Genomic DNA, 23832 nt, shown 5'->3' with positions numbered 1-23832 from the left:
TCGTTAACCTCTGTTATATGTCGAATTGAGTGGCACACCCTGCTTCAGCCCCGGGGCCGCAGGCTTGTTGCGATTCAGATAGCCAATATTGTTGTTGCCCCACAGCGAGTCGAACGGCATACCGGCCAGCATCTCCACGGTAGCCCTTGCTTCAGGCGTTGCCGCTTCGGCAAAGGCATGCCCGGACGCGCGCATTTTGGCGGTCTCTTCGCGCAGGACGCTGTGGGTTTGCAGATTCAGCTTAAAGCGCAGCGAGACCAGGAAACCGCAAATCAGTACCGCGATGGTGCCAAAGCTCAGGATCATCAGAATGGTATGGCTGACTTCCGCAGGCTGCGTTTTCTGCCCGGAGACAAAACCGGAGAGCTGCATAATGATACCCACCAGCATGATGGCGCCGGCCTGCGAAGCCTTGCGGGTCAGCGTCATGATCCCGGCAAAAATGCCCTCGCGGCGCTGGCCGGTGATCACCTCATCCACATCCGCGATGTAGGTATAAGTGTTCCACGGCACATAGTTGATGCCGCCGCGCCCGAGGCCCGCAATCGCCGAAAGCAGCAGCATCAGCGACCAGATGTCGCTTAAGCCCGAGTAATAGAGCACGGCATAGGAGAGCGAACTCAGGCCGAACAGCACCACCACCATCCGGTAGGATGGCGCAGGCCCGAAACGGATGCACAGCGGCATCATGGCGATCACGGCAATGAACTGAAAAATGGCCATCGTGCCCATCAGGCTCGAGGCAACGGAAGCCTCCTGCATCAGCACAAACACCACGTAATAAGTGAACACCGCGTTGAACACGTCCTGGGCGATATAGCCACCGAGATACATGCCCAGATGCTGGCGGAAAATTTTGATGCGCAGCGTCGAAGTGAGCTCAATGATCAAACGATTAAGGCTCTGGCCAAGGCTGAGCTGTTTTTTCTCTTCTTCCGCCTGCAGCGCGGCTTCGCTCCACTCTTCACGCGGGCGCTCCCAGGTAAAGAACCAGACGAAGGTCAGCATCAGCGCGCAGAGCACCGAGAACACCAGGCTTGCGTAGAAGAAGGAAATGGCGTTGTCCTTACCGAACTGCGTCAGCAGAATACCCGGCAAGAAAGAGGCCAGAATTGCCGACATTTGCGCCATCGAAATGCGCGCGCCGGAGAATTTTGTTTTCTGTTTGAAATCGTCGGTCATCTCCGGTACCAGCGTTTCGTACGGCACCAGAATCATGGTGTAGACGATATCAAACAGCAGATAGGTCAGCAGGTAGTACCAGAAGCCCATGTCGCCAACCCACATAAAGGAGTAGCTGAATACGCAGGGAATACCGAGCAGAATAAAGAACTTGCGTCGCCCGAAGCGTTTTCCGGCCCAGGTGGAACCAAAGTTATCCGTCAGGAAGCCCATCAGCGGACTGACTACCGCATCCAGTACCCTGGCGGTGGCGAAGATAAAAGTGGCCTCGATAGGCGAGAGTCCGCAGAAGGTGGTGTAAAAATACAAAAGCCAGGCGGCGGTCAGCGCGGTAGTTCCTGCGCCGAGGAAATCGCCCGACCCGTAGGCGAGATAGTTTGCTAAGCCGATTTTACGTGTTTTCATTTGCCGTCATTCCCGTGTGTGATCAGGAAAACCCGCCTCATCAGTGCTGAGGATGTCCATACACGGCTACAGTAGAGCGTTGCTTTGGGTGAAACCTTTTCATTTTTGCCAGCCCATTGCTGCGGATGGCAAAAACGCAAAGAGTCAAAGAACCTGCCTCACTGATTTATAAAACGGCGTTTCGATTGATTCAAAAGATGAGGTCAAAAATGCGAACCTGCCAGCATAAACACCGCTGACAGGCCGTATGAAAGGATTAGCGGTAATTCACAATCACCTGATTGCTTTGCACGTTCAACGCCGGAATAAGCCTTCCGCCGCCCGGGACCTCCCAGACAAAGCGCAGCGGCTCAGAGGCCGGGATGTTCTGCAGGCCCCACGTATTGCCACTCTGGCCGTCCAGCTCCACGCAACGGGTTTGCGAGCAGAGCCGCACCCGCAGCCCGGCGGGCGTCGGGCCAATCAGCGTGTAGCGCCAGGCGATCATCGTCACCAGACCGCTCGCAGGCTGAGAAGGCATCAGCGGCGGCGACGACATGGATTCGCCGCGATGGCTGAGAATGATTCCACGGCTGCTGGCCTGCCAGGCACCTTCACCCGTCGCCTGTACGCACAGCGGGAAAAGCAGCAGCCAGAGCAAACGGCGCATTACTTACCTCCGATAGTGGCGGTCATGCGGATCTGACGGTTATCCGACAGCTCCAGGTTCGACAGCACCACCAGCTGCGGCAGATTACGCCGCAGGAAGCGGGAAAGTAGCGGCCGCAGCGCATGGTTGACCAGCAGCACCGGCGGCGCGCCGAGCATCTCCTGGCGCGACAACGCTTCCTGGGTCTGCGCCAGCAGGCGATCCGCCAGGCCCGGTTCCAGGCCACCGCCGTTTTGCAGCGCCTGAAGCAGCAGGCGCTCCAGCGGCGTATCCAGCCCGATAACCTGCACTTCACCGTTGCCCGGGAACCACTGCTGGGTGATGGCGCGGCCCAGCGCCACGCGCACCACGTTGGTCAGCTCATGCGGGTCGGTCTGCACCGGCGCATGTTCTGCCAGCGTTTCCAGAATGGTACGCATATCGCGAATCGGCACTTTTTCATCCAGTAAGTTCTGCAGGACTTTATGCAGCGTGGTCAACGTCACCACGCCCGGCACCAGATCTTCGGTCAGCTTCGGCATCTCCTGGGTGACGCGGTCGAGCAGCTGCTGCGCTTCCTGACGCCCGAAGAGTTCCGCAGAGTGCAGGCTAATCAGATGATTGAGGTGCGTGGCAACCACGGTACTGGCCTCAACCACGGTAAAGCCCTGAATTTGCGCCTGCTCTTTGAGCGCGCTTTCAATCCAGATAGCCGCGAGGCCAAAGGCCGGATCGACGGTTGGCTCGCCGGGCAGCGTACCTGCGGCGGTGCCGGGGTTAATCGCCAGCCAGCGCCCCGGATAGGCATCGCCGCTGCCGATATCGACGCCTTTGAGCAAAATACGGTAGCGCGCAGGAGGTAAATCCATATTGTCGCGGATATGAACGACCGGCGGCAGGAAGCCCATCTCCTGAGCAAACTTCTTGCGGATCGAACGAATGCGCCCTAACAGTTCGCCGTCCTGCTGAGAGTCGACCATTGGGATCAGGCGATAGCCCACTTCCATCCCCAGCGTGTCTTCCAGCTGCACGTCATTCCACGTGGCTTCAACCGCCTGCGGGTTTTCCTGCGTGCGAACCGGCGCGGCTTCCGCCGGAGCCTGTTGCTCACGCCCGCGAAGCCACCAGGCCAGGCCCAGCAGCGCGGCGGTAAACAGCAGGAAGACAAAGTTTGGCATTCCCGGCACCAGCCCGAGCAAACCGAGCACGGCAGCGCTTAGCAGCATGACGCGCGGATTGCTGAACAGCTGGCCGACCATCTGCTCACCGACGTCCTGATCGGTCGCGACACGGGTGACGATGACGCCCGCAGCGGTGGAGATCACCAGCGCCGGGATCTGTGCGACAAGGCCATCACCGATGGTCAGCAGCGTATAAGACTCTGCGGCATGGCCTAAATCCATTTCGTGTTGCAGAACGCCCACCAGCAGACCACCAATGACGTTAATCACCATGATCAAAATCCCGGCAATGGCGTCGCCGCGCACGAACTTACTCGCACCGTCCATTGAGCCGTAAAAATCCGCTTCCTGGGTCACTTCCGCACGGCGACGTTTGGCGTCATCTTCGCCAATCAGTCCGGCGTTGAGGTCCGCATCAATAGCCATCTGCTTGCCCGGCATCCCGTCCAGCACGAAACGTGCGCCCACTTCGGCGATACGACCCGCACCCTTGGTGATAACCATGAAGTTGATGATAACAAGAATGATGAACACCACGATCCCGATGGCAAAGTTGCCGCCCACCAGGAAGTGGCCGAAGGCCTCAACCACCTTCCCCGCCGCCGCCGCCCCGGTATGCCCTTCCATCAGGATGATGCGGGTTGAGGCCACGTTCAGCGCCAGGCGCAGCAGCGTGGTGAACAGCAAAATGGTCGGGAAGGCGGCAAACTCCAGCGTGCGCTGGGTAAACATCGCCACCAGCAGCACCATAATCGACAGCGCAATGTTAAAGGTAAACAGCAGATCGAGGACGAACGCCGGCAGCGGCAGCACCATCATCGAAAGGATAAGCAGGATCAGCACCGGCCCGGCAAGAACCTGCCATTGGGTAGATTTGAAATTGCCGGGCAGGCGCAGCATTGCGACCAGATTAGCCATCAGTGTCAGTCTCGTTCAAAAAATCCAGTGCGTCAGGCACCGGTAAATTATCAGGTTTCTTCGGCGGCAGACCGCCTGCCAGGCGCAAGCGTTTGAGCTGCCAGACCCAGGCCAGCACTTCCGCTACGGCGGCGTAGAGCGTACCCGGGATTTGCTGGCCAATTTCGGCATGACGGTAGAGCGCACGCGCCAGCGGCGGCGCCTGTAAAACAGGAATACGGTTTTCCTCGCCCAGGTCACGAATTTTTAACGCGATTAGTCCGGCCCCTTTAGCGACCACCTTCGGCGCGCTCATCTTGCTTTCTTCATACTTCAGCGCTACCGCGTAGTGGGTCGGGTTCATCACAATCACATCGGCTTTCGGCACGTCCGCCATCATGCGACGGCGCGCAGCGGCACGCTGCATCTGACGAATGCGCCCTTTCACGTGCGGATCGCCTTCGCTCTGCTTGAACTCATCGCGAATATCCTGACGTGACATACGCAGCTTTTTGATGTGGCTGTAAATCTGAAAGAAGACGTCAAAGCCCACCATCGGGATGACGCCCAGCGCCACCAGCAGCGCGCAAAGGCCCACCAGGTTGAGGGCATTGCCCATGGCGGTCATCGGCGATTCGCTGATAAGCCGCATCATGTCCGGCCAGTGAACCCAGACGAACAACCCTGCCACGCAGCCCACCAGCACCGATTTCAAAATGGCTTTCAGCAGCTCGGCCGCCGACTGGGCAGAAAACATGCGCCCAATCCCCGGCAAGGGGTTGAGCTTATCGAATTTAAACGCGAGCGATTTCGGGCTGAACACCAGCCCGCCGAGCATCACCGGGCCGAGAATAGCGACCACTACCACGCCGAAAATCAGCGGCATCAGCGCCAGCATTGCCTGCTTAATCAGCGAAATGATTTGCCCGAGGATCAGGTTTGGATCGCTGACAATGCTGTGGTCGAAGTGCAGGCCCGACGACAGCAGTCCCGCCAGCCTGCGCGCCAGCGCTTCGCCACCGAACCACAGCACGCAGACGCCAACCAGCAAAATTAAGAATGACGTCAGCTCGCGCGATCGCGGAATTTGCCCCTCCTCACGCGCTTTCTCAAGCCGTTGGGGCGTGGGGGCTTCTGTTTTGTCTTCGTTGTCGCTTTCGTCTGCCACAGACAGCATCCTGCAAATACAGTTCTGAGGACATAATGCCAGCGAAGGGAAAGGCCAATGGCCGGAAAAGGAGGTAAATGTGTGGGCTAATGACTGCATTAGCCCACGAAGAGGATTACTGCGCGACCCAGCCGCCGTCCATGTTCCAGGCAGCACCACGCACCTGTTCGGCGGCGTCGCTGCACAGGAAGCAGGTCAGGCTGCCAAGCTGTTCAGGCGTGACGAACGCTCCGGAAGGCTGCTTCTCACCGAGCAGGCTGTCGCGAGCGGCATCCGGGCTTTCCCCTTTGGCAATTCGGGCATCAATCTGCTGCTGCACCAGCGGCGTCAGTACCCAGCCCGGGCAAAGCGCATTGCTGGTGATGCCCGTTTGCGCCAGCTCCAGCGCGGTGGTTTTGGTGAAGCCCACCACGCCGTGCTTCGCCGCCACGTACGCCGCCTTATTCTTTGAGGCCACCAGTCCATGCACCGAGGCAATGTTAATGATGCGGCCCCAGTTTTTCGCCTTCATGGCGGGCAGCGCAAGCCGCGTCGTGTGAAACACCGCCGATAAATTGATGGCGAGAATGGCGTTCCATTTGTCGACCGGAAACTCATCCACCGGCGCGACGTGCTGGATACCGGCGTTATTCACCAGAATGTCCACCCCGCCGAACTCTTCCCGGGCCCAGGCCATCATCGCCTCTATTTGCCCGGCCGAACTTAAGTCCGCAGGATGATAGCCATACCTCACGCCCAGCCCGTCGAGCTGTGCTTTCGCGCCATCCACGTCGCCAAAGCCGTTGAGAATAACCGCCGCACCCTGTTTTGCCAGCGCGACAGCAATCCCTAATCCAATCCCGCTGGTGGAGCCAGTCACCAACGCAGTTTTGCCTTTCAGCATGTGAAATCTCCTTAAACGATCCCGGTGGTGTAGTAGACGGCAATCACGAACAGCACCGCCAGACTTTTAATCAGGGTGATAGCAAAGATACCGCCGTAGGCCTGGCGATGGCTCAGACCAGTGATGGCGAGCAGAGTAATGACCGCACCGTTATGCGGCAGCGTGTCCATCCCACCGCTCGCCATCGACGCCACGCGATGCAGCACCTCCAGCGGAATATTGGCGGCGTGGGCGGCGGCGATAAACGTATCGGACATCGCCGCCAGCGCAATACTCATCCCGCCGGAAGCGGACCCCGTGATCCCCGCAAGGGTCGTCACGCTGATGGCCTCGTTCAGTAACGGATTAGGGATAGCCGCGAGCCCCTTCGACAGCACCAGGAAACCCGGCAGCGCCGCAATCACCGCGCCGAAACCATATTCCGATGCGGTATTCATTGCCGCCAGAATGGCCCCGGACACCGCCGTTCGGCTACCCTCGGCCATGCGGCCGCGAATATGACGAAAACCGCCAATCAGCACGACCAGAATGCCGATTACCAGAGCCGCTTCCACGGCCCAAATCGCGGTGATTTTTTTCACGTCAGTGTCAATGGGGGCGGCAAGCCCCGGCAGCACCAGTTGATGGGACGCGCCGTACCACTCGGGGATCCAGCGCGTGAACAGCAGGTTAAACAGCCCCACCAGAATCAGTGGCGCAATCGCCAACAGCGGATTGGGCAGATCAATGTTGTCAGGGGTTTCCGGTTCGTTTTGCAGATCCGTGCCATAGCCTTCTCCGCGCGACAGCGCTTTACGACGCTGCACATTGAGATAAAAAAGCCCGACGGCGATAATAAACAGCGAGCCAATCAGCCCAAGCCAGGGCGCGGCCCAGGCGTTAGTACCAAAGAAGCTGGTGGGAATGATGTTCTGGATTTGCGGCGTGCCCGGCAGCGCGTCCATGGTGAAAGAGAATGCGCCCAGCGCGACCGTTGCCGGAATAAGGCGCTTTGGGATGCCGCTCTGACGAAACAGCTCGGCGGCAAAGGGATAAACCGCAAAGGCCACCACGAACAGCGATACTCCGCCGTAAGTCAGCAGAGCACAAACCAGCACGATCGCCGGAATAGCGTGACGGCGCCCCAGAATACGAATGGCAGCGGCAACGATCGAACGCGAGAACCCCGACAGCTCAATCAGCTTGCCAAAAATGGCGCCCAGCAGAAACACCGGGAAGTAGAGCTTCACAAAGCCGACCATTTTTTCCATAAACAGGCCGGTGAACGCCGGGGCGACGGCGCTCGGTTCGGTCAGCAGCACCGCGCCAAGCGCCGCTATCGGGGCAAACAGAATCACGCTGTAGCCGCGATAGGCGGCCAGCATCAGCAGGGCCAGTGCGGCCAGGGCAATCAAAACGCTCATCATCACTCCAGAATTATTGTCATTGTGGGTACAAAGAAAGTGACTACGGCTTCAGGGCATGGCGCATCTGCCAGGCCCGTCGCTCACGAATGCGTTCCCTGCGTGCCTCATCCCAGTGATAAAAACCCTGCCCGCTGCGCTCGCCGGTCTGGCCCGCCGCCACTTTGTCGCGAACCAGCGCCATCATCTCTTCGCCGCTGGCGAGTTCCGGCAGCAGGTGGGCACAAATATCGGCAACGGTATTCAGCCCGGTCATGTCGGCGGCCTCCAGCGGGCCCACCATGCCGTAGCGACGCCCAAGCGAAGCGCGCATCACGCGGTCGACCTCCTCCGCCGTGGCGATCCCGTTCCCGACGATGTGCAGCGCTTCACGCAGCAGGGCAAACTGCAGCCGGTTGCCAATAAACCCCGGCGCGGCACGATTCAGGCGCACGGCTTCAAGGCCCATTTCGCTGAACAGCGTCTGGAGCACCTCAAGGTAAGCCGGGGCGGTCGCGCTGCCGGGTACCAGCTCCACCAGCGGAATAAAGTGCGGCGGATGCCAGAAGTGGGCGATCAGCAGGCGTTCAGGATGACGCATATTTTCTGCCAGCCTGTCAGGCAGCAGGCCGCTGGTGTTGCTGGCGATAATAGTCTGCGACGAAACGCAGTCCTCCAGCGTCGCGTAAAGCTTGTGCTTGAGCCCGAGCTGCTCAGGGATCGCTTCGACAATCAGTTCACAATCGCGCAGGCTGTCCATGGAGGACGTCGTTTCGATCCGGGCCAGTACGGATGCCTCGTCCTTCGGATCAAACTGGCCCGCATCGCTCAGCTCATCCAGGATCGCCGCCGCCGTTGTGTTCACTGCCGCCAGCCGCGCGAGGTCGTTATCGAGCAGCAAAACGGCTTTCCCCGTGCGGGCAAAAGCAGTGGCAATCCCCACGCCCATCAGGCCTGCGCCGATCACACAGTAACGATGCTGCATCAGCTCACTCCTCTCTCAACCGCCATCGCCACGCCCATTCCGCCGCCGACGCACAGCGTCGCCAGCCCCTTATGAGCCTCCCGGCGCTGCATTTCATACAGCAGCGAAACCAGAATGCGGCAGCCGGAAGCGCCAATCGGATGTCCCAGCGCAATCGCCCCGCCGTTGACGTTGACCCGCGCGGGGTCAAGCGCCAGACTTTTCAGGACCACCAGCGCCTGCACGGCAAACGCTTCGTTGCCTTCCACCAGATCGAGTTCATCAATATTCCAGCCCGCTTTAGCCAGACAAGCCTGCGTGGCAGGCACCGGGCCAAACCCCATAATTTGCGGATCGACGCCTGCACTGGCATATCCCGCGATGCGCGCCAGCACTGGCAACTTCATCTCGCGAGCCAAATCTTCACCCATCAGCATCACCGCTGCGGCCCCGTCGTTGAGGGTCGAGGCATTCCCGGCAGTGACCGTTCCGTCCTGCGGTAAAAAGGCCGGACGCAGCGACGCCAGGCTCTCCTGGGTGGTCTCTTTACGCGGCTGCTCGTCGGCGTCAATCACTCGCGTTTTGCCCTTTCCGACAGGCGCGGTGACCGGTGTGATTTCTGCGCGGAAGCGACCCGCCTCCTGAGCGGCAGCCGCTTTTTGCTGCGAGGCAACGGCAAAGGCGTCCTGCTGTTCCCGGCTCACCGAGTAGCGCGAGGCCAGATTTTCAGCGGTGATGCCCATGTGGTAATCGTGGAAGGCATCCCACAGGCCATCCTGAATCATGCTGTCCTGAATCTGCCGATGCCCGGCACGCAGCCCGGAACGGGCGTCAGGCAGGAGGTATGGCGCATTGCTCATACTCTCCTGGCCCCCGGCAATCACCACGCGGGCATCACCGAGCGCGATAGCTCTGGCACCTTCAATCACCGCCTGTAGCCCTGAGCCACAGACCAGATTCAGCGTCATGGCTGGCGTGGTAACCGGCAGTCCGGCCTTAAGGGCGCTCTGGCGTGCCGGATTTTGCCCGCAGCCCGCGGTTAACACCTGCCCCATCAGGACGCTGTCTATCTGCGCGGCATCGAGGCCGGTTTTTTTGAGCAGTTCGCTAATGACAATGGCCCCAAGCTCAGTGGCCGCCAGCGGAGCAAGGCCCCCCTGAAAAGCGCCAATCGGCGTGCGCGTAGCAGCCACGATGACGACGTTATGCATGATTTTTCTCCCCATCAAACAGCATTTCCGGCACATACTCAGGCACCACCAGCCGACCGGCAGTTTTACTGACGATCTCCTCAACGCTGACGCCCGGCGCCCGTTCCTTCAGCACAAACGCGCCGTTCCGAATTTCGAGCCAGGCCAGGTCGGTTAACACCTGACGAATACAGCCTGCGCCGGTCAGCGGCAGCGTGCAGCGCGAAAGCAGTTTGGATTCTCCGTTGCGTGCCGCGTGCGTCATTACCACGATGATGTTCTCTGCCCCCGCCACCAGGTCCATCGCCCCGCCCATCCCTTTCACCATTTTTCCCGGGATCATCCATGAGGCGATATTGCCCTCAACGTCCACCTCGAACGCGCCGAGCACGGTAAGGTCCACGTGACCACCGCGGATCATGGCGAAGGAGTCGGCGGAGTTAAAAATGGCGGCTCCGGGGCGTGCGGTGACGGTCTGCTTCCCGGCGTTGATCATGTCGGCATCCAGCTCGGCTTCGGTGGGAAAACTCCCCATACCGAGCAGGCCGTTTTCGGATTGCAGCATCACGTCCATGCCGTCTGGTACGTAATTGGCCACCAGCGTCGGAATACCGATGCCAAGATTGACGTAATAGCCGTCGCGCAGTTCGCGTGCCACACGCTGCGCCATCTGTTCACGAGTCAACATCCTGGCCCCTTATGCGCGCAGCGTGCGCTGTTCAATGCGTTTTTCGAAATGCCCCTGAATCAAGCGATCGACGTAGATGCCGGGAGTGTGGATGGCCGCCGGAGCAAGCTCACCCGGGGGCACAATCTCTTCCACTTCCACCACGGTGATACGCCCGGCGCAGGCCATCAGTGGGTTGAAGTTTTGCGCCGTGTGGCGATAGATAACGTTGCCGTACCAGTCCGCTTTCCAGCCCTTCACAATGGCGAAGTCGCCGCGTAAAGCCTGCTCCAGGATGTAAGGCCGACCGTCAAAATCGCGTACCTCTTTGCCCTCGGCGACAGGTGTGCCGTAGCCGGTGGCGGTGTAAAACGCCGGAATACCTGCCCCACCCGCCCGCAGCTTTTCCGCCAGCGTTCCCTGAGGCGTGAGCTCGGCCTCCAGCTCCCCGGAAATCACCTGTTGCTCAAACAGCGCATTTTCCCCAACGTAGGAGGCAATCACTTTGCTGATTTGTCTTGTTTCCAGCAGCAGTCCCAGCCCGAAGCCGTCCACGCCGCAGTTATTGGAGACCACCGTCAAATTCTTCACCGACCGGCGGCGAATTTCCGCAATCAGATTTTCCGGTATACCGCAGAGGCCAAAGCCGCCGGCCAGCACGGTCATGCCATCAGTTATGCCTTCCAGCGCGTCGGCGTAGCTGCCAACGCGTTTATCCAGTCCTGCCATTGCCTGCCCTCCTTTTGTGGTTGGGGCATCATCACGGGCAGGAACTCATCTGTTAATTTTGAATTTGTGAGCGATTAATGAGTTTTCCAAATCAATAAATTGTTAAATCAATGTTTTCATATCGTTAAGAAAAACAAAAATGAAAATGAGCATCAAACAGTTACGCGCGTTTTTAGCGGTAGCTCACACTCTGAACTTTGCTCAGGCGAGTGAAAAACTGAATATGTCGCAGCCTGCGTTGAGCCTGGCTATCCACGGTCTGGAAGAGGCTCTGGGCGGAATGCTGTTCACCCGCACTACCCGACGGGTGGCGCTGACCGCCGAAGGCGATGCCTTTTTTCCGATGGCGCGACGGCTGCTGGCCGACTGGGACAATACCGAAGAGGCGATGCGCCAGCGCTTTACGCTGCAAACCGGCAAAGTGTCGGTAGCGGCGATGCCCTCATTTGCCGCCAATGCCCTGCCGCCGGTGCTGAAAGCCTTTCGCGACCGCTATCGTGGCGTCAACGTGACCGTGCATGATGTGATTAATGAGCAAGTGATTGAGATGGTGAGCGAGGGGCGAGTGGAAATGGGGGTGGCGTTCGAGCCTGCGGCATCGTCCAGCCTGCAATTTACCCCATTGGGGGTCGATCGCTTTGTGGCCGTAGTGCCCCGTCTCAGCACGCTGGCGCAGAAGCCGAACGTGACATGGCGGGAGCTGCTGATGTCTGATTTCATCACCCTTCAGCGCCCGTCCGCCGTACGTATACTGCTGGAAGAAACGCTGATTCAGCACGGCCATTCGCTGAAGGTGGCGTTTGAGAGCCATCAGCTGGTGACGGTTGGCAGGATGGTGGCAAGCGGGCTTGGGGTCAGCGCCGTTCCGGCGTTGTGCGAAGCACAAATGGGGGAGCTTGGTGCGGTGTGCGTCCCGCTGGGGAACCCGGTGATTGAGCGGCAAATTGGCGTGATTCGTACTGCCCACGGCCCGCTTTCTGCCGCAGCAGCCGCTCTGCTGAATACCATTCTTCAGCAGTTCAAGCTGCGATAAAAAACAACAGGAGGCCGTAGCCTCCTGCCACACTCCTGCCCGGTGGCGGCTGCGCCTTACCGGGCCTACAATCCGGGCCCGAAGTGATGTACGGAGCCGACTTCCAGGCTACAGGCTACAGGCTACAGGCTACAGGCTACAGGCTACAGGCTACAGGCTTCTCAGATTATTGAATACGCTCGGCCTTCAGCTCTTTGCCATTTTTCCAGAGCGTGAACGTCAATGTATAGCTTTTGTCTTCGGTTGATTTGGTCCCCGCATAGAAGGCATATGCTTTCCCTGGCTCAAAGGTATACCCGTCAAGTGGGACGCATTTATTACCTGAGAGCAGCGGGCCAGAGCCATCAGGAAACTGCTTATCCAGCCTGTTAGCCTGGTTGCCTACTTCATTGACTTCTATCGAATAGACCTGCTCCTGACCTTCGGTTGGAAGTAAGATGCAAACTTTATCACTCACGGTCGTCACTTCAGCACGCATCATTATCGGACGAGGATCTCTCAGATGGCACCCGGCCAGCTGCGCCGCCGCCAGTGTGACTGCAAGGGGTAATATTATCTTCATTACAATGTCCTATCGTATTTCAGGAGGCAGTATTTTCCTGCTGATAAGTCTCTTTCCTGAAGTACATCTCACCGTTCGGTGCCATCCCTACACGTTTTCCCTGAAGGCCAAACGGCAGATAGCTGTCGCAGTGTACCCATATCCTGTGATACTGGATGCTACTGCCGAAGATGTTACTGGCCAGCCTGATTTCGCCCAACGTAAGGCGGCGAAGTATGCCTTCTTTCTCTTCCATATGTTTCCTGGTTCCCTGGACTGAATGGAGGAATACGTTAGCAAATCACCCATCTGCCCGCGCCCGGATTATAGGGTTTACAGGCATTTTCAGACTGAAGGCTACGCAGGAATCCTGGACGACAGCAGCGATAAAAAACAACAGGAGGCCGTAGCCTCCTGTCACATTTATGCCCGGTTGCGGATGCGGTAATTTAAGGTGCGAACCGTAGGCCGGATAAGCGAAGCGTTATCCGGCACTTTGTCCGCTAAATCAGAACCCTAAGCTATCCAGCAGATCGTCCACCTGATCCTGGCTTGCAACCACGCCCGCTTTGCTGGTGTCCATCTGCGGGCCGTTCAGCAGGCTTTCGTTTTCCCGCTTCTGGCGCGTGCTCTGGTCAGGCATGTTTTCCAGCAGCACCATCAGCAGCTGACGCTCAATCTCCTGGATAACGTCCATCATCCGCTTGATCACCTGGCCGGTCAGATCCTGGAAGTCCTGCGCCATCATGATTTCCAGCAGTTGGGCGTTGGTGAAGCTGGTGTGCTTCGGCACGTCTGCAAGATAGCTGCGGGTGTCGGTCACCAGTTCACGGGCATCGCTCAGTTCAATTGGGTTCTCAAACCACTCGTCCCAGCGGCCAGAGAGCGCCTTGGCCTCTTTTTCCATCTGGTTCTGATGCGGCTGCGAAAGCTCCACGCAGTTCAGCGCGCGTTCTGCGGCCTGAGCTGTCATCTGCACGACGTAATCCAGACGATCGCGGGCATCCGGAATAGCCTCTGCCGCTTCGGCAATCGCCTGATCCAGGCCCAGCTCGCGCAGGCTGTCACGCAGCATACGGGTGAGGCTGCCAATCCGGGCGATGATGTCGCCTGCGGAATGCTCATCAGTCGGTTTTACGGGGTGTTGAGTCATCGTCATGGCCTCACATACCGAGCTTTTCGAAGATTTTGTTCAGCTTCTCCTCGAGGATAGCCGCCGTAAACGGTTTCACAACGTAGCCGCTGGCACCCGCCTGCGCCGCTGCGATGATGTTCTCTTTCTTCGCTTCCGCCGTGACCATCAGTACCGGCAAAGCCGCCATTGCGCCGTTGCCGCGAATGGTTTTCAGCAGGTCCAGACCGTCCATGTTCGGCATGTTCCAGTCTGAAATCACAAAGCCAAACCCGCCCGCCTGTAGCTTGTTCAGCGCATCCACGCCGTCTTCCGCTTCTTCAACGTTGTTGAATCCCAGCTCTTTCAGCAGGTTGCGCACAATGCGACGCATGGTGGAAAAGTCATCCACAACCAGAAACTTAAGCTCTTTATCCGCCATTTACTTTTACTCCCCTTAAATACGTATCGCCTGTCCGGCACTGATTTTCGCCAGCATCTGCTGGCTTACCTGGCTGAGATCGACCACTTCGCTGACGCCACCCATATTGATGGCCTCACGCGGCATGCCGAACACCACACAACTTGCTTCGTTCTGGGCAATGGTCCAGGCGCCCGCCTGGTGCATCGCCAGCATTCCGGCGGCGCCGTCGTTGCCCATGCCGGTGAGGATCACCCCCACGGCATTGCGCCCGGCGTTTTTCGCCACCGAATGAAACAGCACATCCACCGACGGACGGTGCCGGTTCACCGGCGGCCCGTCATGAATTTTGATTTGATAATTCGCCCCGCTTCGCGCCAGCTCCATGTGCTTGTCGCCCGGTGCGATGTAGGCATGGCCCGGCAGCACGCGCTCGCCGTCTTCCGCCTCTTTCACCGCAATCTGGCACAGCTTGTTCAGCCGTTCGGCGAACGAACGCGTGAAGCCCGGCGGCATATGCTGAGTGATAAGAATAGCCGGGCTGGTCAAAGGCAATGGCTGGAGTACATGGCGAATTGCCTCTGTTCCTCCGGTTGACGCGCCAATCACCAGCAGCTTTTCCGAGCTGAGCATTGGCCCGGCCTTCAGCGCCTTAGGCGCATCCAGCATCTTGTGAGCGCTCAGCTGGGCGCGCGAGGCGGCCCGCACTTTGTCGGCAATCATTTCGCTGTAGGCCAGCATGCCTTCGCGGATGCCAATCTGTGGCTTAGTGACAAAATCCACCGCCCCAAGCTCCAGCGCCCGCAGCGTCACTTCGGAACCTTTACCGGTCAGCGAAGAGACCATCACCACAGGCATCGGCCGCAGGCGCATCAGCTTTTCCAGAAAGTCGAGCCCGTCCATGCGCGGCATTTCGACGTCCAGGGTCAGAACGTCCGGGTTGAATTTCTTGATAAGATCGCGCGCCACCAGCGGATCGGGTGCGGTCGCCACCATCTCCATGTCGCTGTGGCTGTTGATAATTTCCGTCATTATCTGACGCATCAACGCCGAATCATCTACAGACAACACCCTGATTTTACTCATGCTTTATCCTTACTCAGCGCGTACACCGTCTGCCCTCGCAGACTGAACTCGCGCACGAGATTGCTGAAGTTCTCCGAGTGCCCGGCAAACAGTAATCCGTCAGGCTTAAGCAGGGGAACAAAGCGGCGCAGAATGTCCTGCTGCGTCGTCTTATCGAAGTAAATCATCACGTTACGACAAAAAATGGCGTCAAACGGCCCCGGTACGTTATAGGTCCGGTCAAGCAGGTTCACCGGGGAAAAGTCCACGTAGTTCGCCAGCTCCTGACGCACGCGCACCAGCCCGCTGTGCGGCCCGGTGCCGCGCATGAAGTAGTGCTGAAGCTGCTGCTGCGAGAGCGTTTTCAGTTCGTCCTGACGATAAACGCCGCTCTGCGCTTTGTTCAGCACCTCGGTGTCGATATCGCTGGCAAACACCTTCCAGCGACCCGGCGCGGTACCGAGCGTGTCGGCAAGCGTGATGGCTATCGAATAGGGTTCTTCCCCGGTCGAGGCCGCCGCGCTCCAGACCCGATACTCACCCTGGCGGCGCTTCGCGTGTTCGGCAAGCGTCGGGAAATGGTGCGCCTCCCGGAAAAATGCCGTCAGGTTAGTGGTCAGCGAGTTGATAAACGCCTGCCATTCGGCGCTATCCTGGTTAGCTTCCAGCATGGCCAGATAGCGGCCAAAATCATCCAGTCCCAGCTGGCGCAGACGACGCACCAGCCGGTTGTACACCATGTCGCGCTTGTGGTCGGCCAGCACGATCCCCGCGCGCTGGTAGATCAACTGGCAAATCCGACGAAACTGTGCGTCGGAGAGCGCGAGGCGCTGTGTCATCTGCGCGAGGAGTGACGATTGCCCTTGAGGCAGAGTTGCTGTCATAGCGCCTTCTTATTACTTACGTCCAGTCAGGAAACAACGGGTACGGCCAGCGGCCGCCCACCTTCGTGCTGCGATGCGTACTTCTCTTCCAGTTCAAACACCGACACCAGCGCGGTCAGGTTATTGGCCTGCCCGGCCAGCTGGTCCGTTGCCGCGGCGGCTTCTTCTACCAGTGAGGCGTTTTGTTGAGTGACCTGATCCATCTGGCTTACCGCCAGCGCCACCTGCTCAATACCGCGGCGCTGTTCGTCCGACGCCGATGCGATTTCGCCCATGATGTCGTTTACCTGCGTCACGGAGCGAACAATCTCATTCATCGTGTTAGCGGCGGTATCCACCAGCGTTGACCCTTCCTGCACCCGGGCAACTGACTCTTCAATCAGGCCTTTAATTTCTTTCGCTGCCTGGGCGCTGCGGCTGGCGAGGTTACGCACTTCACCGGCCACAACCGCGAATCCACGTCCCTGCTCTCCGGCACGCGCCGCTTCCACGGCTGCGTTAAGCGCCAGAATGTTGGTCTGGAAGGCGATGCCGTCGATAACGCTGATGATGTCGCCGATTTTCTGCGAACTGGTGGCAATTTCATGCATCGTTTCCGCTACGTGCGAGGCCTGCTCACCACCGCGCTTCGCGGTGCTTGCCGCGGTGCTGGCAAGGCCGGATGCCTGACGGGCGTTATCGGCGTTTTGCCCGACCGTGGCGGTCAGCTGCTCCATGCTGGCGGCCGTTTCGGCAAGCGAGGCCGCCTGCTGTTCGGTGCGCGAAGACAAATCGTTATTGCCTGCGGCAATCTCTGAAATCCCGGTATGCATGGCATGGCTACCCTGGCGCACCTGGCTTACGGTGCCGCGCAGGGCGACCTGCATTGCCTTCAGCCCGGCGAAAATCGCCGAAATTTCATTTTTGCCATACACCAAAATCGGTCTGGCGAGATTGCCTTTGGCAATACTCTCGAAGTGGTCGCTGATGATGGCGAGCGGCTGGACAATCATTCGACGGGTCCACAGCAGCGCTCCACCAACCAGTACCACCGCCAGAATCACCACCACGCCAAAGATCAGCGCTGAGCGGTGATAATTGCTTTCCCCTGCCTCACGAGCCGCCTCAACGTGTGAACCGATATATTGGATCCAGTTACGCCAGCTGCCATCAAACCCCTCCTGAGCCTGCTGTACCGGTGCGGTCATGAAGTCTGAAAGCTGATTGCTTTCAAGCCACGCCACCTGATGCTCCAGCGCACCGTGCCAGTCGGCATAACTTTTCTTCGTTTGATCCTTCAGCACCTGTGCGTCTTCGCTCATTGCCGGGAAGGCCATGAACTCGGCAAACTCTTTATCCGCCTGCTTCAGGCTCTGATGCGCCCCGGCAATCAGCGCCTTAATGTCTTCAGGCGGATAGCTGAGCGCGGTCAGCGTGCCGGCCTTATTCAGCGACGTGCTGGCCTGCAACAGCACCACCCGGGCGTCGCCGAGGCTGTTTAATAGCTGATTTCCCTTTTCCACTTGCCCAAGAGCCTGCTGTCCATCGCGAAATGCCAGAAACGACAACCCGTTGCTGCCCACCAGCAACAGGCCACACACCACCAGAATCACAAACAAGGTGGTCGAGATACGAATACGATTGAACATCACCACTCCCGCCAGGCGGCAACAGGCCGCGTAAAGTTAAAAGGTTTCCCAGTTATCGTCCGTTCCGACGGTTGCGCGCGCACGCTGTGGCGCCACGCTAGCCGGAACCACGCTGGTTTTTTTGCTTACTGCATGGGTACTGACTGTTGCAATCTGAAACGCCGAGACGGCGCGGGTCAGGCTGCTGGACTGCTCTTCAAGCGCGGCGGCAGCAGCAGCGGACTGCTGCACCAGCGCGGCGTTTTGCTGGGTGACTTTGTCCATCTCGGACACGGCGAGCGCCACCTGATCGATACCGCGGCTCTGCTCATCGGATGCGGAGGAAATCTCACCCATGATGTCGGTGACGCGGGTCACGGCGTTGACAATGTCATTCATGGTTTCCCCGGCGCTTTCCACCAGCACCGAACCGGTATCGACCTTCGACACGGAATCTTCAATCAGGCCTTTGATCTCTTTGGCCGCCTGAGCGCTGCGGCTCGCAAGATTACGAACTTCGCCTGCCACAACGGCAAAACCACGACCCTGTTCACCCGCGCGAGCCGCCTCCACCGCCGCATTCAGCGCCAGGATATTGGTCTGGAAGGCAATGCCGTCGATAACGCCGGTAATGTCGGAAATTTTCTGCGAACTGGCGGCGATGTCGTGCATGGTTTTCACTACGCCATCAACCACTTTTCCACCGCGCTGGGCGGTCTCGGAGGCGCTCAGCGCAAGCTGCGAAGCCTGGCGGGCGTTTTCGGCGTTCTGCTTCACGGTGGCGGTCAGCTCTTCCATGCTGGCGGCAGTTTGCTCCAGCGCGGAAGCCTGTTCTTCAGTACGGGAAGAGAGATCGTTATTGCCGAGGGCAATTTCGCTTGAGCCGCTGTAAATCGCATCCGAGCCCTGACGCACGCGGGTAACGGTGTCGATCAGCGACTGCTGCATGTGGTTCACGGTATCAGCCAGTTCCGCAATTTCGTTGCGTCCGCTGACGTTCACCGTCTGAGTTAAATCTCCCTGCGCGATACGGTGCAAATGGTTCATCACTCCCGCCAGCGGGTTCAGCAGAATATGGCGAATGCCGTACCATGCCGCCGCCAGGAGAGTTACCAGCACCAGCGCGATAATGGCGAGCTGCCACTGCGCAAACTTATAGTCCTGCTTGCTGGTGGTGAACGCATGCTGATAGAGGGTTTCACTTTGTGCTGCATAGCCCGCCATCGCGTCGCTAAGTGCGTTCTGCATACCCTGGGTCGGCTGGGCAAAATAGGCATCCATATTGCCGTTTTGCAGGAAGTTCACCAGCTCGGTCAGCCCGGCGAAATATTTCTGATAGCTGGCATCAACCGCAGCGCTGACGTCAGTCAGTTCCGGCTGTGCAGCAATTTGTGTAAACGCCGTGTAGTGTTTGGCGGCATCGGCCAGCGACGTTTTCGCGTTATTAAGCAGATCCGTTTTGGCGCTGCTTTGCTGATTTGCCGCATCCATCATCATGCGAGCAGAGGAGCGGCTGAGGTTGATGCGCGTCTGCAACATCAGCTCCCAGGTTTTGCTCAGTTCAGATTGACGGGTACGCAGCTCGTTAGAGAGAGCGAAACTTTGCTGGTTTTGCTGGAGTGACGAAAAAAGAAAGCCACCGGACAGCAGCTGAAGCAGGGCAAAGACAACCAGCACCAGCATCAACAGGGTGACAACGCGCAGACGGTTCAACATACAACACCTTTTCAATAACGTGATAACGGTGTTATCGGCATTTCACTGCGGAACTTTACTTTGCGTTAGGTCACCTCATCAGAAGGCTATGTCCACCACCAGCGTGTCGGTGTAGGTCCCCGCAGGCGGCGTGCTCTGCCCGCTCAGGATCTTCGCGGTGTAGTTATAGGTGCTCAGAGTGCCATCAGTGCTGACCAGGCTTGCAGCGCTGCTGGCCCAGCGGTCGGTACCTGTCGGCCCCCAGCGATTGCTGGTGGTGCTTTTATAGATGTCGTAGCTTATTGAATTGCTGCCTGCGACCATTTTGCGCACCGTGCCGGTGCCAGCGTTGAGGCCATTATTGATGCCGACGGTATAGACGCTGCCTTTGGTGCAGGTGATACCGACCGACTGCGATACGGAGGAGAAACCGCTTATCAGCGGCGCACTACCAAAATTGACGTCCGGCGCGCTGATAGTAATGCAGTCAGTGGTGACGGTCATGGTGAGCTGCGTTGTCACCGGCACGGTGCCGGTTTGCGGCGTACCGAGGCATATTCCGAGGACGCCCGTTGGGCATACGTTATAGCTCACATTCAGCGTCACAGTCACCTGATAGGGCCCGGCGCTGACGCTCTGCCCGGATACCGTGCGAAAATAGACAGGCAGCGTGTAGCTTTTGGAGGAAAGCAGCCCGAGCAGCGTATTGCCGCTCCAGGTGTAAGTTTGCCCGACGGGTGTTTCGGTGCTGTTAGAACATGAGTTCGTACCGCATACGCGGACAGGCACCACGTCAGGGATGGTGGCGTTATCCGTACGTTTCAGTGCGGCTCGCGTGCCGGAAGTCACCGTAGCGCTCTGAACATTCATTGAGACCGTATCGTTGGTGAGCAAATTCAGCACCGTATCGCAGGTCACCACCAGATTCGCGGACGTTTGTTGTTCGGTGTTTTTGACCGTAAAGGAGGAAAGGCTGCCGAACGAGGCATTATTCATCACCACCGTACAGGCCGCATACAGCGGCGCGCTCATCAGCCAGAACAGGATCGGTAGCCCGAAAGTGCGCAACATTATTGTCTCTCCCGACAGATCAGCGGCCCGTAGGTCTGAAGTTTATGCTCCGGATTAGGCCGGGTAGTGAAGCTTGCCGCGCAGCGTTTGCCGCCCGGCAGGGTTACGGTCAGCGCGTTAGTGTCATTCAGGTTTTCCAGCCAGGCAATGCCGTCGTAGCCCACCGGCGCATCAGGTTTTCCGGGGCGCGACACAATGCTTGCCACCGGTATCGCGTCCCCTTCTTCATCATGCAGAATAACGCTGCCGACGCGCTCCTGTTCCACTGGGAACTCAAGCAGATAGCCGCTGTTACGCCGTAACGCAATGCGCCTTTCCGTCTCTTTAAGCTGCGTATCCGCCGGCAGATTCAGTGCGTTGATACTGTAGTTCGCCGGATACCAGGCGGAGACGCCGCTGATCAGCAGATACCCCTTGTCATCCGTTTCGCCGACCTGCTGATGTTCGTAATTAACGGGCACGGACGGCTGTCCGTCGGTGCTCACCACCACGAACGCATCATTAATCCTATTGGCGGCAAAAGCCTGACCGTCCATCAGCACCAGCGAGCCCATCGCCTCACCCCACCAGGTCATCTCATTTTCTTCACCATAGCCGCCGCCCTGCAGCTCGACGTTGTTGTTGCGCCAGCCGAGCGTGGCCTGCTGGTAGTTGCTCGACCGCGACTGCCGCGCCCAGGCCAGGTTCCAGCTGAAGCCGCCGTCGGAGGGCATGGTGTGGTTGTAGTTGATGCGCTGAGTGCTGCCGTAATCCGGCGTGTTTTCTGTGCTTACCGCCACGCTGTCACGATCGCCGAGCGGAATTTGCAGCGACATCGCTACCGTCCAGTCGCCGCGCTGGCGGTCGTGACTCGCCGCCAGATAAACGCTGCTGGCCCCCCACAGGCTGCGGCTCCAGGAGAGGTTCAGCAGTTCCGTCTTCTGGCTGTCAAAACTTTGTACGCCGATCCACGCCGCCCCGATATTGCCGTAGTTCCCCATGTTCAGCGACAGCGAATACTGGTCGCTGCGCTGGCTGAGGCTGGCGATAGGGTTATTTTGTGAGTCATACATGCGCGGCACATCATAGAGCGCCAGGTTACCGAAGGTTTTATCGCGATGGGTGTGCTGCGTGATAAAGCTGAACGCGCCGGTGCTGTACTGATAGCCCCAGTTCAGCTGCTGGCCGCCTTCGCCGTACATTTGGCTGTGGGTGTAGCTGCCGTTGACGATGCCGAACTGGCCAATTTTCACCAGCGCGCCCGCTCCGCCCAGCGCCAGCGAGTCAGCGCCTTCGGCATGGCTTTCCAGCGTCAGAAAATCATTTACGCCGTAGCGATACGTTCCGCTGCCGACCGCCGGGCCGTAGTCAAAATTCTCAATGCCGTAGTTGCGCCGCAGCGCCCCGAAGGTGGCCGCCCCGTCGCTGAGCCCGGGCTTAAGCATCTGACTTGCGACATAAAAGGGCAACGTGGTGCTGACCTGGCGGCCCAGCGCGTCGGTGGTCACCAGTACCGCATTGCCCGCCCCGTTGATGTAAGGCAGATTGGTGAGCGTGAACGGACCGGGCTGAAGCTGCGTCGAGCCTGCCCGATAGCCGTCAATAAACAGATCCACCGAGGTCGGCACAGCCGCATCTCCGGAAAAAGCAGGCAGCGGCCAGGTCACCAGATCGGGCCGCAGAGTAAAGTCGCGCCCGATGCGTATTCCGCCCACGCGCACGCTGTTGCTCCAGCTCAGTGAATCACTGAGCGTGTCGCCCAGCGCCCACTCCAGCGCCGTGTCGTCATCGGTATAACTCAGCGTGGTGTCATAGCGCATATAGCCATCTTCCAGCGCATTATCGCCGCTGAGACTTTGCCGGACATAGCCGGTTGAAGAGAGGCTACTTTTGCCGCTAAATAAACGTAACTCATGCCAGATGGCCGCCTGGCCCATACCCTGTTCGGTCTGGCTGGTGTAGAAGTCGTAGTTGAGCAGCGCTCCGCTGCCGTCCAGCGGTTTCACCCGCATCACGCCGTCGCCAAACGCCGCTTCTTTGGCTGCAAACCAGTCAGATGGCACAGTCAGCAGCAGCCGCTGGCCGTTGCCGTCGTATTCCGTTTTAACCTGACTCTGCGTCGAGAGATCGACTTCTCCCGCCGGAAACTGCGCAGCTGGCAACCCGGCTCGCTGCAGGTCGCCGCCAGCGATAAGCCAGTGGTTATCCTTTTGCGTCACCGGCACGACCATCTGCGTATCGTAATGGTTAATCACCAGCCCCAGCTGATACACCGACTGCTGATTAATGGTCCGGGCATCCGGCGGCGGGGGCAGCAGATCGTCGCCCGATTCCGCCTGACAAAGACCTGAGCTTAACAGTAACGTGTACATGGCAAATTTAGTCAGTTGCCCGCAGCGGACTGCCATTTCGCGTCCTGTGCATTAATGGTCGCGCTGATGGCCGTCGGATGCGTGACGCCGTCAGGCAGCGGCCAGCTTCGCGTCTGCCCGGGCAACACGTACCCCAGCAGGCCTGGCGCCACCTCCCGCTCGCGTCCTCCCTGGCGAACGGACACCTGGCTCAGGCGTACGTGCACCCGATCCCGATTTCGCACAACGATGGCTGGTTTGCCATCAAGCGTAGTCGTGCTCCAGCTCAGATTACGGCTGTCGACCAGCACGTGGTTCGCCCCTTCCGCTTCCACCGGCATACCGCTGCCATACACAAATAGCGGGATCGAATAACGCATTTGCAGTTTGAGGCCCATCTGCGGCTTGCTGTTATCGGTGGGTTGAGGGATTTCATCAATGATAACGCGGTAGGCCAGCTCTTTGCCCTGCGGCACATCGGCTTGTTTGATCAAACGAATCAGCTGTTTACCACCGCGATCGACGCGCAGGATCGGCGGACTTGCCACCACATCCTGCTGCTGCTGGTAGCGTTCAAAACCGCCTTCCTGCTGCCAGCGCACAATACGCACCTGCATGGTCGTGGCGGCCGAGCCCTGGTTCTCAATCCACAGCTCGGTGGCCTTTTTGTCTGCCGTGAGAAAGGGATCTATTGGCCAGATAAGCACCGTCGCGGCGGCCTGTACGCCGGATGAAAACAGGCAGAAAGCGCTCAGACAGGCTGGGGCTAAAAAGCGGGGCAGATAACTTGAGTTCATG

22 protein-coding genes are annotated in these 23832 nt (G+C 58.7%); 1 reads left to right on the top strand and 21 read right to left on the bottom strand.

All coding sequences use genetic code 11. The features are described 5' to 3' along the window. Positions 1–3 precede the first annotated feature (3 nt). From RTU33_RS11545 to RTU33_RS11500, 10 genes are all read right to left on the bottom strand, one after another. Complete coding sequence (locus RTU33_RS11545) at positions 4–1587, bottom strand: MFS transporter (protein WP_312627451.1); 1584 nt, start codon at positions 1585–1587, stop codon at positions 4–6. Between the two features lie 256 nt (positions 1588–1843). After that, positions 1844–2236, bottom strand: coding sequence for a flagellar protein FlhE (locus tag RTU33_RS11540; protein ID WP_312627450.1), 393 nt, complete (start codon positions 2234–2236; stop codon positions 1844–1846). Further along, a complete protein-coding gene (gene flhA, locus RTU33_RS11535; RefSeq protein ID WP_312627449.1) occupies positions 2236–4314 on the bottom strand; it encodes a flagellar biosynthesis protein FlhA in 2079 nt (692 codons plus the stop codon). The genes RTU33_RS11540 and flhA overlap by 1 nt, the downstream gene beginning before the upstream one ends. Continuing rightward, complete coding sequence (flhB, locus tag RTU33_RS11530; RefSeq protein WP_312627448.1) at positions 4307–5461, bottom strand: flagellar biosynthesis protein FlhB; 1155 nt, start codon at positions 5459–5461, stop codon at positions 4307–4309. The genes flhA and flhB overlap by 8 nt, the downstream gene beginning before the upstream one ends. Positions 5462–5576: 115 nt before the next feature. Continuing rightward, positions 5577–6344, bottom strand: coding sequence for a 3-hydroxybutyrate dehydrogenase (locus RTU33_RS11525; RefSeq protein ID WP_312627446.1), 768 nt, complete (start codon positions 6342–6344; stop codon positions 5577–5579). An 11-nt stretch (positions 6345–6355) separates the two neighbouring features. Further along, the gene (locus tag RTU33_RS11520) at positions 6356–7750 is read right to left on the bottom strand and encodes a GntP family permease (protein WP_312627444.1); all 1395 of its coding nucleotides are present in this window, start codon (positions 7748–7750) and stop codon (positions 6356–6358) included. Positions 7751–7790: 40 nt separating this feature from the next. Then, complete coding sequence (locus tag RTU33_RS11515; protein ID WP_409438245.1) at positions 7791–8714, bottom strand: 3-hydroxyacyl-CoA dehydrogenase family protein; 924 nt, start codon at positions 8712–8714, stop codon at positions 7791–7793. Beyond that, the gene (locus tag RTU33_RS11510; RefSeq protein ID WP_312627440.1) at positions 8711–9901 is read right to left on the bottom strand and encodes an acetyl-CoA C-acetyltransferase; all 1191 of its coding nucleotides are present in this window, start codon (positions 9899–9901) and stop codon (positions 8711–8713) included. Before RTU33_RS11510 ends, RTU33_RS11515 begins: the two co-directional genes overlap by 4 nt. Continuing rightward, positions 9894–10568 carry a CoA transferase subunit B gene (locus RTU33_RS11505; protein ID WP_312627438.1) on the bottom strand — a complete coding sequence of 225 codons (675 nt, stop codon included), beginning with the start codon at positions 10566–10568 and terminating at the stop codon, positions 9894–9896. The genes RTU33_RS11510 and RTU33_RS11505 overlap by 8 nt, the downstream gene beginning before the upstream one ends. Before the next feature lie 9 nt (positions 10569–10577). Further along, positions 10578–11276, bottom strand: a complete 699-nt coding sequence (locus tag RTU33_RS11500; RefSeq protein ID WP_312627436.1) for a CoA transferase subunit A — start codon at positions 11274–11276, stop codon at positions 10578–10580. 139 nt (positions 11277–11415) lie between these two features. Here RTU33_RS11500 and RTU33_RS11495 point away from each other — a divergent pair, with 139 nt between their 5' ends. Further along, on the top strand, positions 11416–12309 hold the full coding sequence (locus tag RTU33_RS11495) for a LysR family transcriptional regulator (protein WP_312627435.1): 894 nt from the start codon (positions 11416–11418) through the stop codon (positions 12307–12309). A gap of 166 nt (positions 12310–12475) precedes the next feature. Here the strand turns inward: RTU33_RS11495 and RTU33_RS11490 are convergent, their stop codons facing one another. The 11 genes from RTU33_RS11490 to RTU33_RS11440 form a co-directional block, all read right to left on the bottom strand. After that, entirely contained in the window at positions 12476–12871 is a 396-nt protein-coding gene (locus RTU33_RS11490; RefSeq protein WP_312627433.1) for a putative T6SS immunity periplasmic lipoprotein, read from the bottom strand. Positions 12872–12890: 19 nt separating this feature from the next. After that, positions 12891–13106, bottom strand: a complete 216-nt coding sequence (locus RTU33_RS11485; RefSeq protein ID WP_312627431.1) for a hypothetical protein — start codon at positions 13104–13106, stop codon at positions 12891–12893. 252 nt (positions 13107–13358) lie between these two features. After that, positions 13359–14003: a protein phosphatase CheZ gene (gene cheZ / locus RTU33_RS11480; RefSeq protein WP_312627429.1), complete on the bottom strand. Its 645-nt coding sequence runs from the start codon at positions 14001–14003 to the stop codon at positions 13359–13361. A 10-nt stretch (positions 14004–14013) separates the two neighbouring features. Continuing rightward, positions 14014–14403 carry a chemotaxis response regulator CheY gene (cheY, locus tag RTU33_RS11475; RefSeq protein ID WP_312627427.1) on the bottom strand — a complete coding sequence of 130 codons (390 nt, stop codon included), beginning with the start codon at positions 14401–14403 and terminating at the stop codon, positions 14014–14016. Positions 14404–14418: 15 nt separating this feature from the next. Further along, positions 14419–15468 (bottom strand): chemotaxis response regulator protein-glutamate methylesterase, encoded by a 1050-nt coding sequence (locus RTU33_RS11470; RefSeq protein WP_312627426.1) that lies wholly within the window; start codon positions 15466–15468, stop codon positions 14419–14421. Beyond that, positions 15465–16331, bottom strand: coding sequence for a protein-glutamate O-methyltransferase CheR (cheR, locus tag RTU33_RS11465; RefSeq protein WP_312627424.1), 867 nt, complete (start codon positions 16329–16331; stop codon positions 15465–15467). The genes RTU33_RS11470 and cheR overlap by 4 nt, the downstream gene beginning before the upstream one ends. A gap of 26 nt (positions 16332–16357) precedes the next feature. Next, positions 16358–17959 (bottom strand): methyl-accepting chemotaxis protein, encoded by a 1602-nt coding sequence (locus RTU33_RS11460; protein WP_312627423.1) that lies wholly within the window; start codon positions 17957–17959, stop codon positions 16358–16360. A gap of 36 nt (positions 17960–17995) precedes the next feature. Next, on the bottom strand, positions 17996–19654 hold the full coding sequence (gene tar / locus RTU33_RS11455) for a methyl-accepting chemotaxis protein II (protein WP_312627421.1): 1659 nt from the start codon (positions 19652–19654) through the stop codon (positions 17996–17998). 78 nt (positions 19655–19732) lie between these two features. After that, on the bottom strand, positions 19733–20704 hold the full coding sequence (locus RTU33_RS11450; RefSeq protein ID WP_312627418.1) for a spore coat U domain-containing protein: 972 nt from the start codon (positions 20702–20704) through the stop codon (positions 19733–19735). Then, a complete protein-coding gene (locus RTU33_RS11445; protein WP_312627417.1) occupies positions 20704–23091 on the bottom strand; it encodes a fimbria/pilus outer membrane usher protein in 2388 nt (795 codons plus the stop codon). Before RTU33_RS11445 ends, RTU33_RS11450 begins: the two co-directional genes overlap by 1 nt. Beyond that, positions 23067–23831 carry a molecular chaperone gene (locus tag RTU33_RS11440; RefSeq protein ID WP_312627416.1) on the bottom strand — a complete coding sequence of 255 codons (765 nt, stop codon included), beginning with the start codon at positions 23829–23831 and terminating at the stop codon, positions 23067–23069. The genes RTU33_RS11445 and RTU33_RS11440 overlap by 25 nt, the downstream gene beginning before the upstream one ends. Position 23832 lies beyond the last annotated feature (1 nt).

The organism is Scandinavium sp. (assembly GCF_032012665.1).
GTDB lineage: Bacteria > Pseudomonadota > Gammaproteobacteria > Enterobacterales > Enterobacteriaceae > Scandinavium.
The sequence above is the reverse complement of the archived record's forward strand: the minus strand, read 5'-3'. Positions and strand labels throughout refer to the sequence as shown.

What these genes read in the sequence shown, in the direction of transcription:
- RTU33_RS11445 (WP_312627417.1), bottom strand. Translation starts at nt 23,091, where the DNA reads ATGGCAGTCCGCTGCGGGCAACTGACTAAATTTGCCATGTACACGTTA.
- RTU33_RS11510 (WP_312627440.1), bottom strand. Translation starts at nt 9,901, where the DNA reads ATGCATAACGTCGTCATCGTGGCTGCTACGCGCACGCCGATTGGCGCT.
- cheR (WP_312627424.1), bottom strand. Translation starts at nt 16,331, where the DNA reads ATGACAGCAACTCTGCCTCAAGGGCAATCGTCACTCCTCGCGCAGATG.
- RTU33_RS11495 (WP_312627435.1), top strand. Translation starts at nt 11,416, where the DNA reads ATGAAAATGAGCATCAAACAGTTACGCGCGTTTTTAGCGGTAGCTCAC.
- RTU33_RS11520 (WP_312627444.1), bottom strand. Translation starts at nt 7,750, where the DNA reads ATGATGAGCGTTTTGATTGCCCTGGCCGCACTGGCCCTGCTGATGCTG.
- RTU33_RS11450 (WP_312627418.1), bottom strand. Translation starts at nt 20,704, where the DNA reads ATGTTGCGCACTTTCGGGCTACCGATCCTGTTCTGGCTGATGAGCGCG.
- tar (WP_312627421.1), bottom strand. Translation starts at nt 19,654, where the DNA reads ATGTTGAACCGTCTGCGCGTTGTCACCCTGTTGATGCTGGTGCTGGTT.
- RTU33_RS11460 (WP_312627423.1), bottom strand. Translation starts at nt 17,959, where the DNA reads ATGTTCAATCGTATTCGTATCTCGACCACCTTGTTTGTGATTCTGGTG.
- RTU33_RS11525 (WP_312627446.1), bottom strand. Translation starts at nt 6,344, where the DNA reads ATGCTGAAAGGCAAAACTGCGTTGGTGACTGGCTCCACCAGCGGGATT.
- RTU33_RS11540 (WP_312627450.1), bottom strand. Translation starts at nt 2,236, where the DNA reads ATGCGCCGTTTGCTCTGGCTGCTGCTTTTCCCGCTGTGCGTACAGGCG.
- RTU33_RS11545 (WP_312627451.1), bottom strand. Translation starts at nt 1,587, where the DNA reads ATGAAAACACGTAAAATCGGCTTAGCAAACTATCTCGCCTACGGGTCG.
- cheZ (WP_312627429.1), bottom strand. Translation starts at nt 14,003, where the DNA reads ATGACTCAACACCCCGTAAAACCGACTGATGAGCATTCCGCAGGCGAC.
- RTU33_RS11500 (WP_312627436.1), bottom strand. Translation starts at nt 11,276, where the DNA reads ATGGCAGGACTGGATAAACGCGTTGGCAGCTACGCCGACGCGCTGGAA.
- RTU33_RS11490 (WP_312627433.1), bottom strand. Translation starts at nt 12,871, where the DNA reads ATGAAGATAATATTACCCCTTGCAGTCACACTGGCGGCGGCGCAGCTG.
- RTU33_RS11470 (WP_312627426.1), bottom strand. Translation starts at nt 15,468, where the DNA reads ATGAGTAAAATCAGGGTGTTGTCTGTAGATGATTCGGCGTTGATGCGT.
- RTU33_RS11440 (WP_312627416.1), bottom strand. Translation starts at nt 23,831, where the DNA reads ATGAACTCAAGTTATCTGCCCCGCTTTTTAGCCCCAGCCTGTCTGAGC.
- RTU33_RS11505 (WP_312627438.1), bottom strand. Translation starts at nt 10,568, where the DNA reads ATGTTGACTCGTGAACAGATGGCGCAGCGTGTGGCACGCGAACTGCGC.
- cheY (WP_312627427.1), bottom strand. Translation starts at nt 14,403, where the DNA reads ATGGCGGATAAAGAGCTTAAGTTTCTGGTTGTGGATGACTTTTCCACC.
- RTU33_RS11485 (WP_312627431.1), bottom strand. Translation starts at nt 13,106, where the DNA reads ATGGAAGAGAAAGAAGGCATACTTCGCCGCCTTACGTTGGGCGAAATC.
- flhA (WP_312627449.1), bottom strand. Translation starts at nt 4,314, where the DNA reads ATGGCTAATCTGGTCGCAATGCTGCGCCTGCCCGGCAATTTCAAATCT.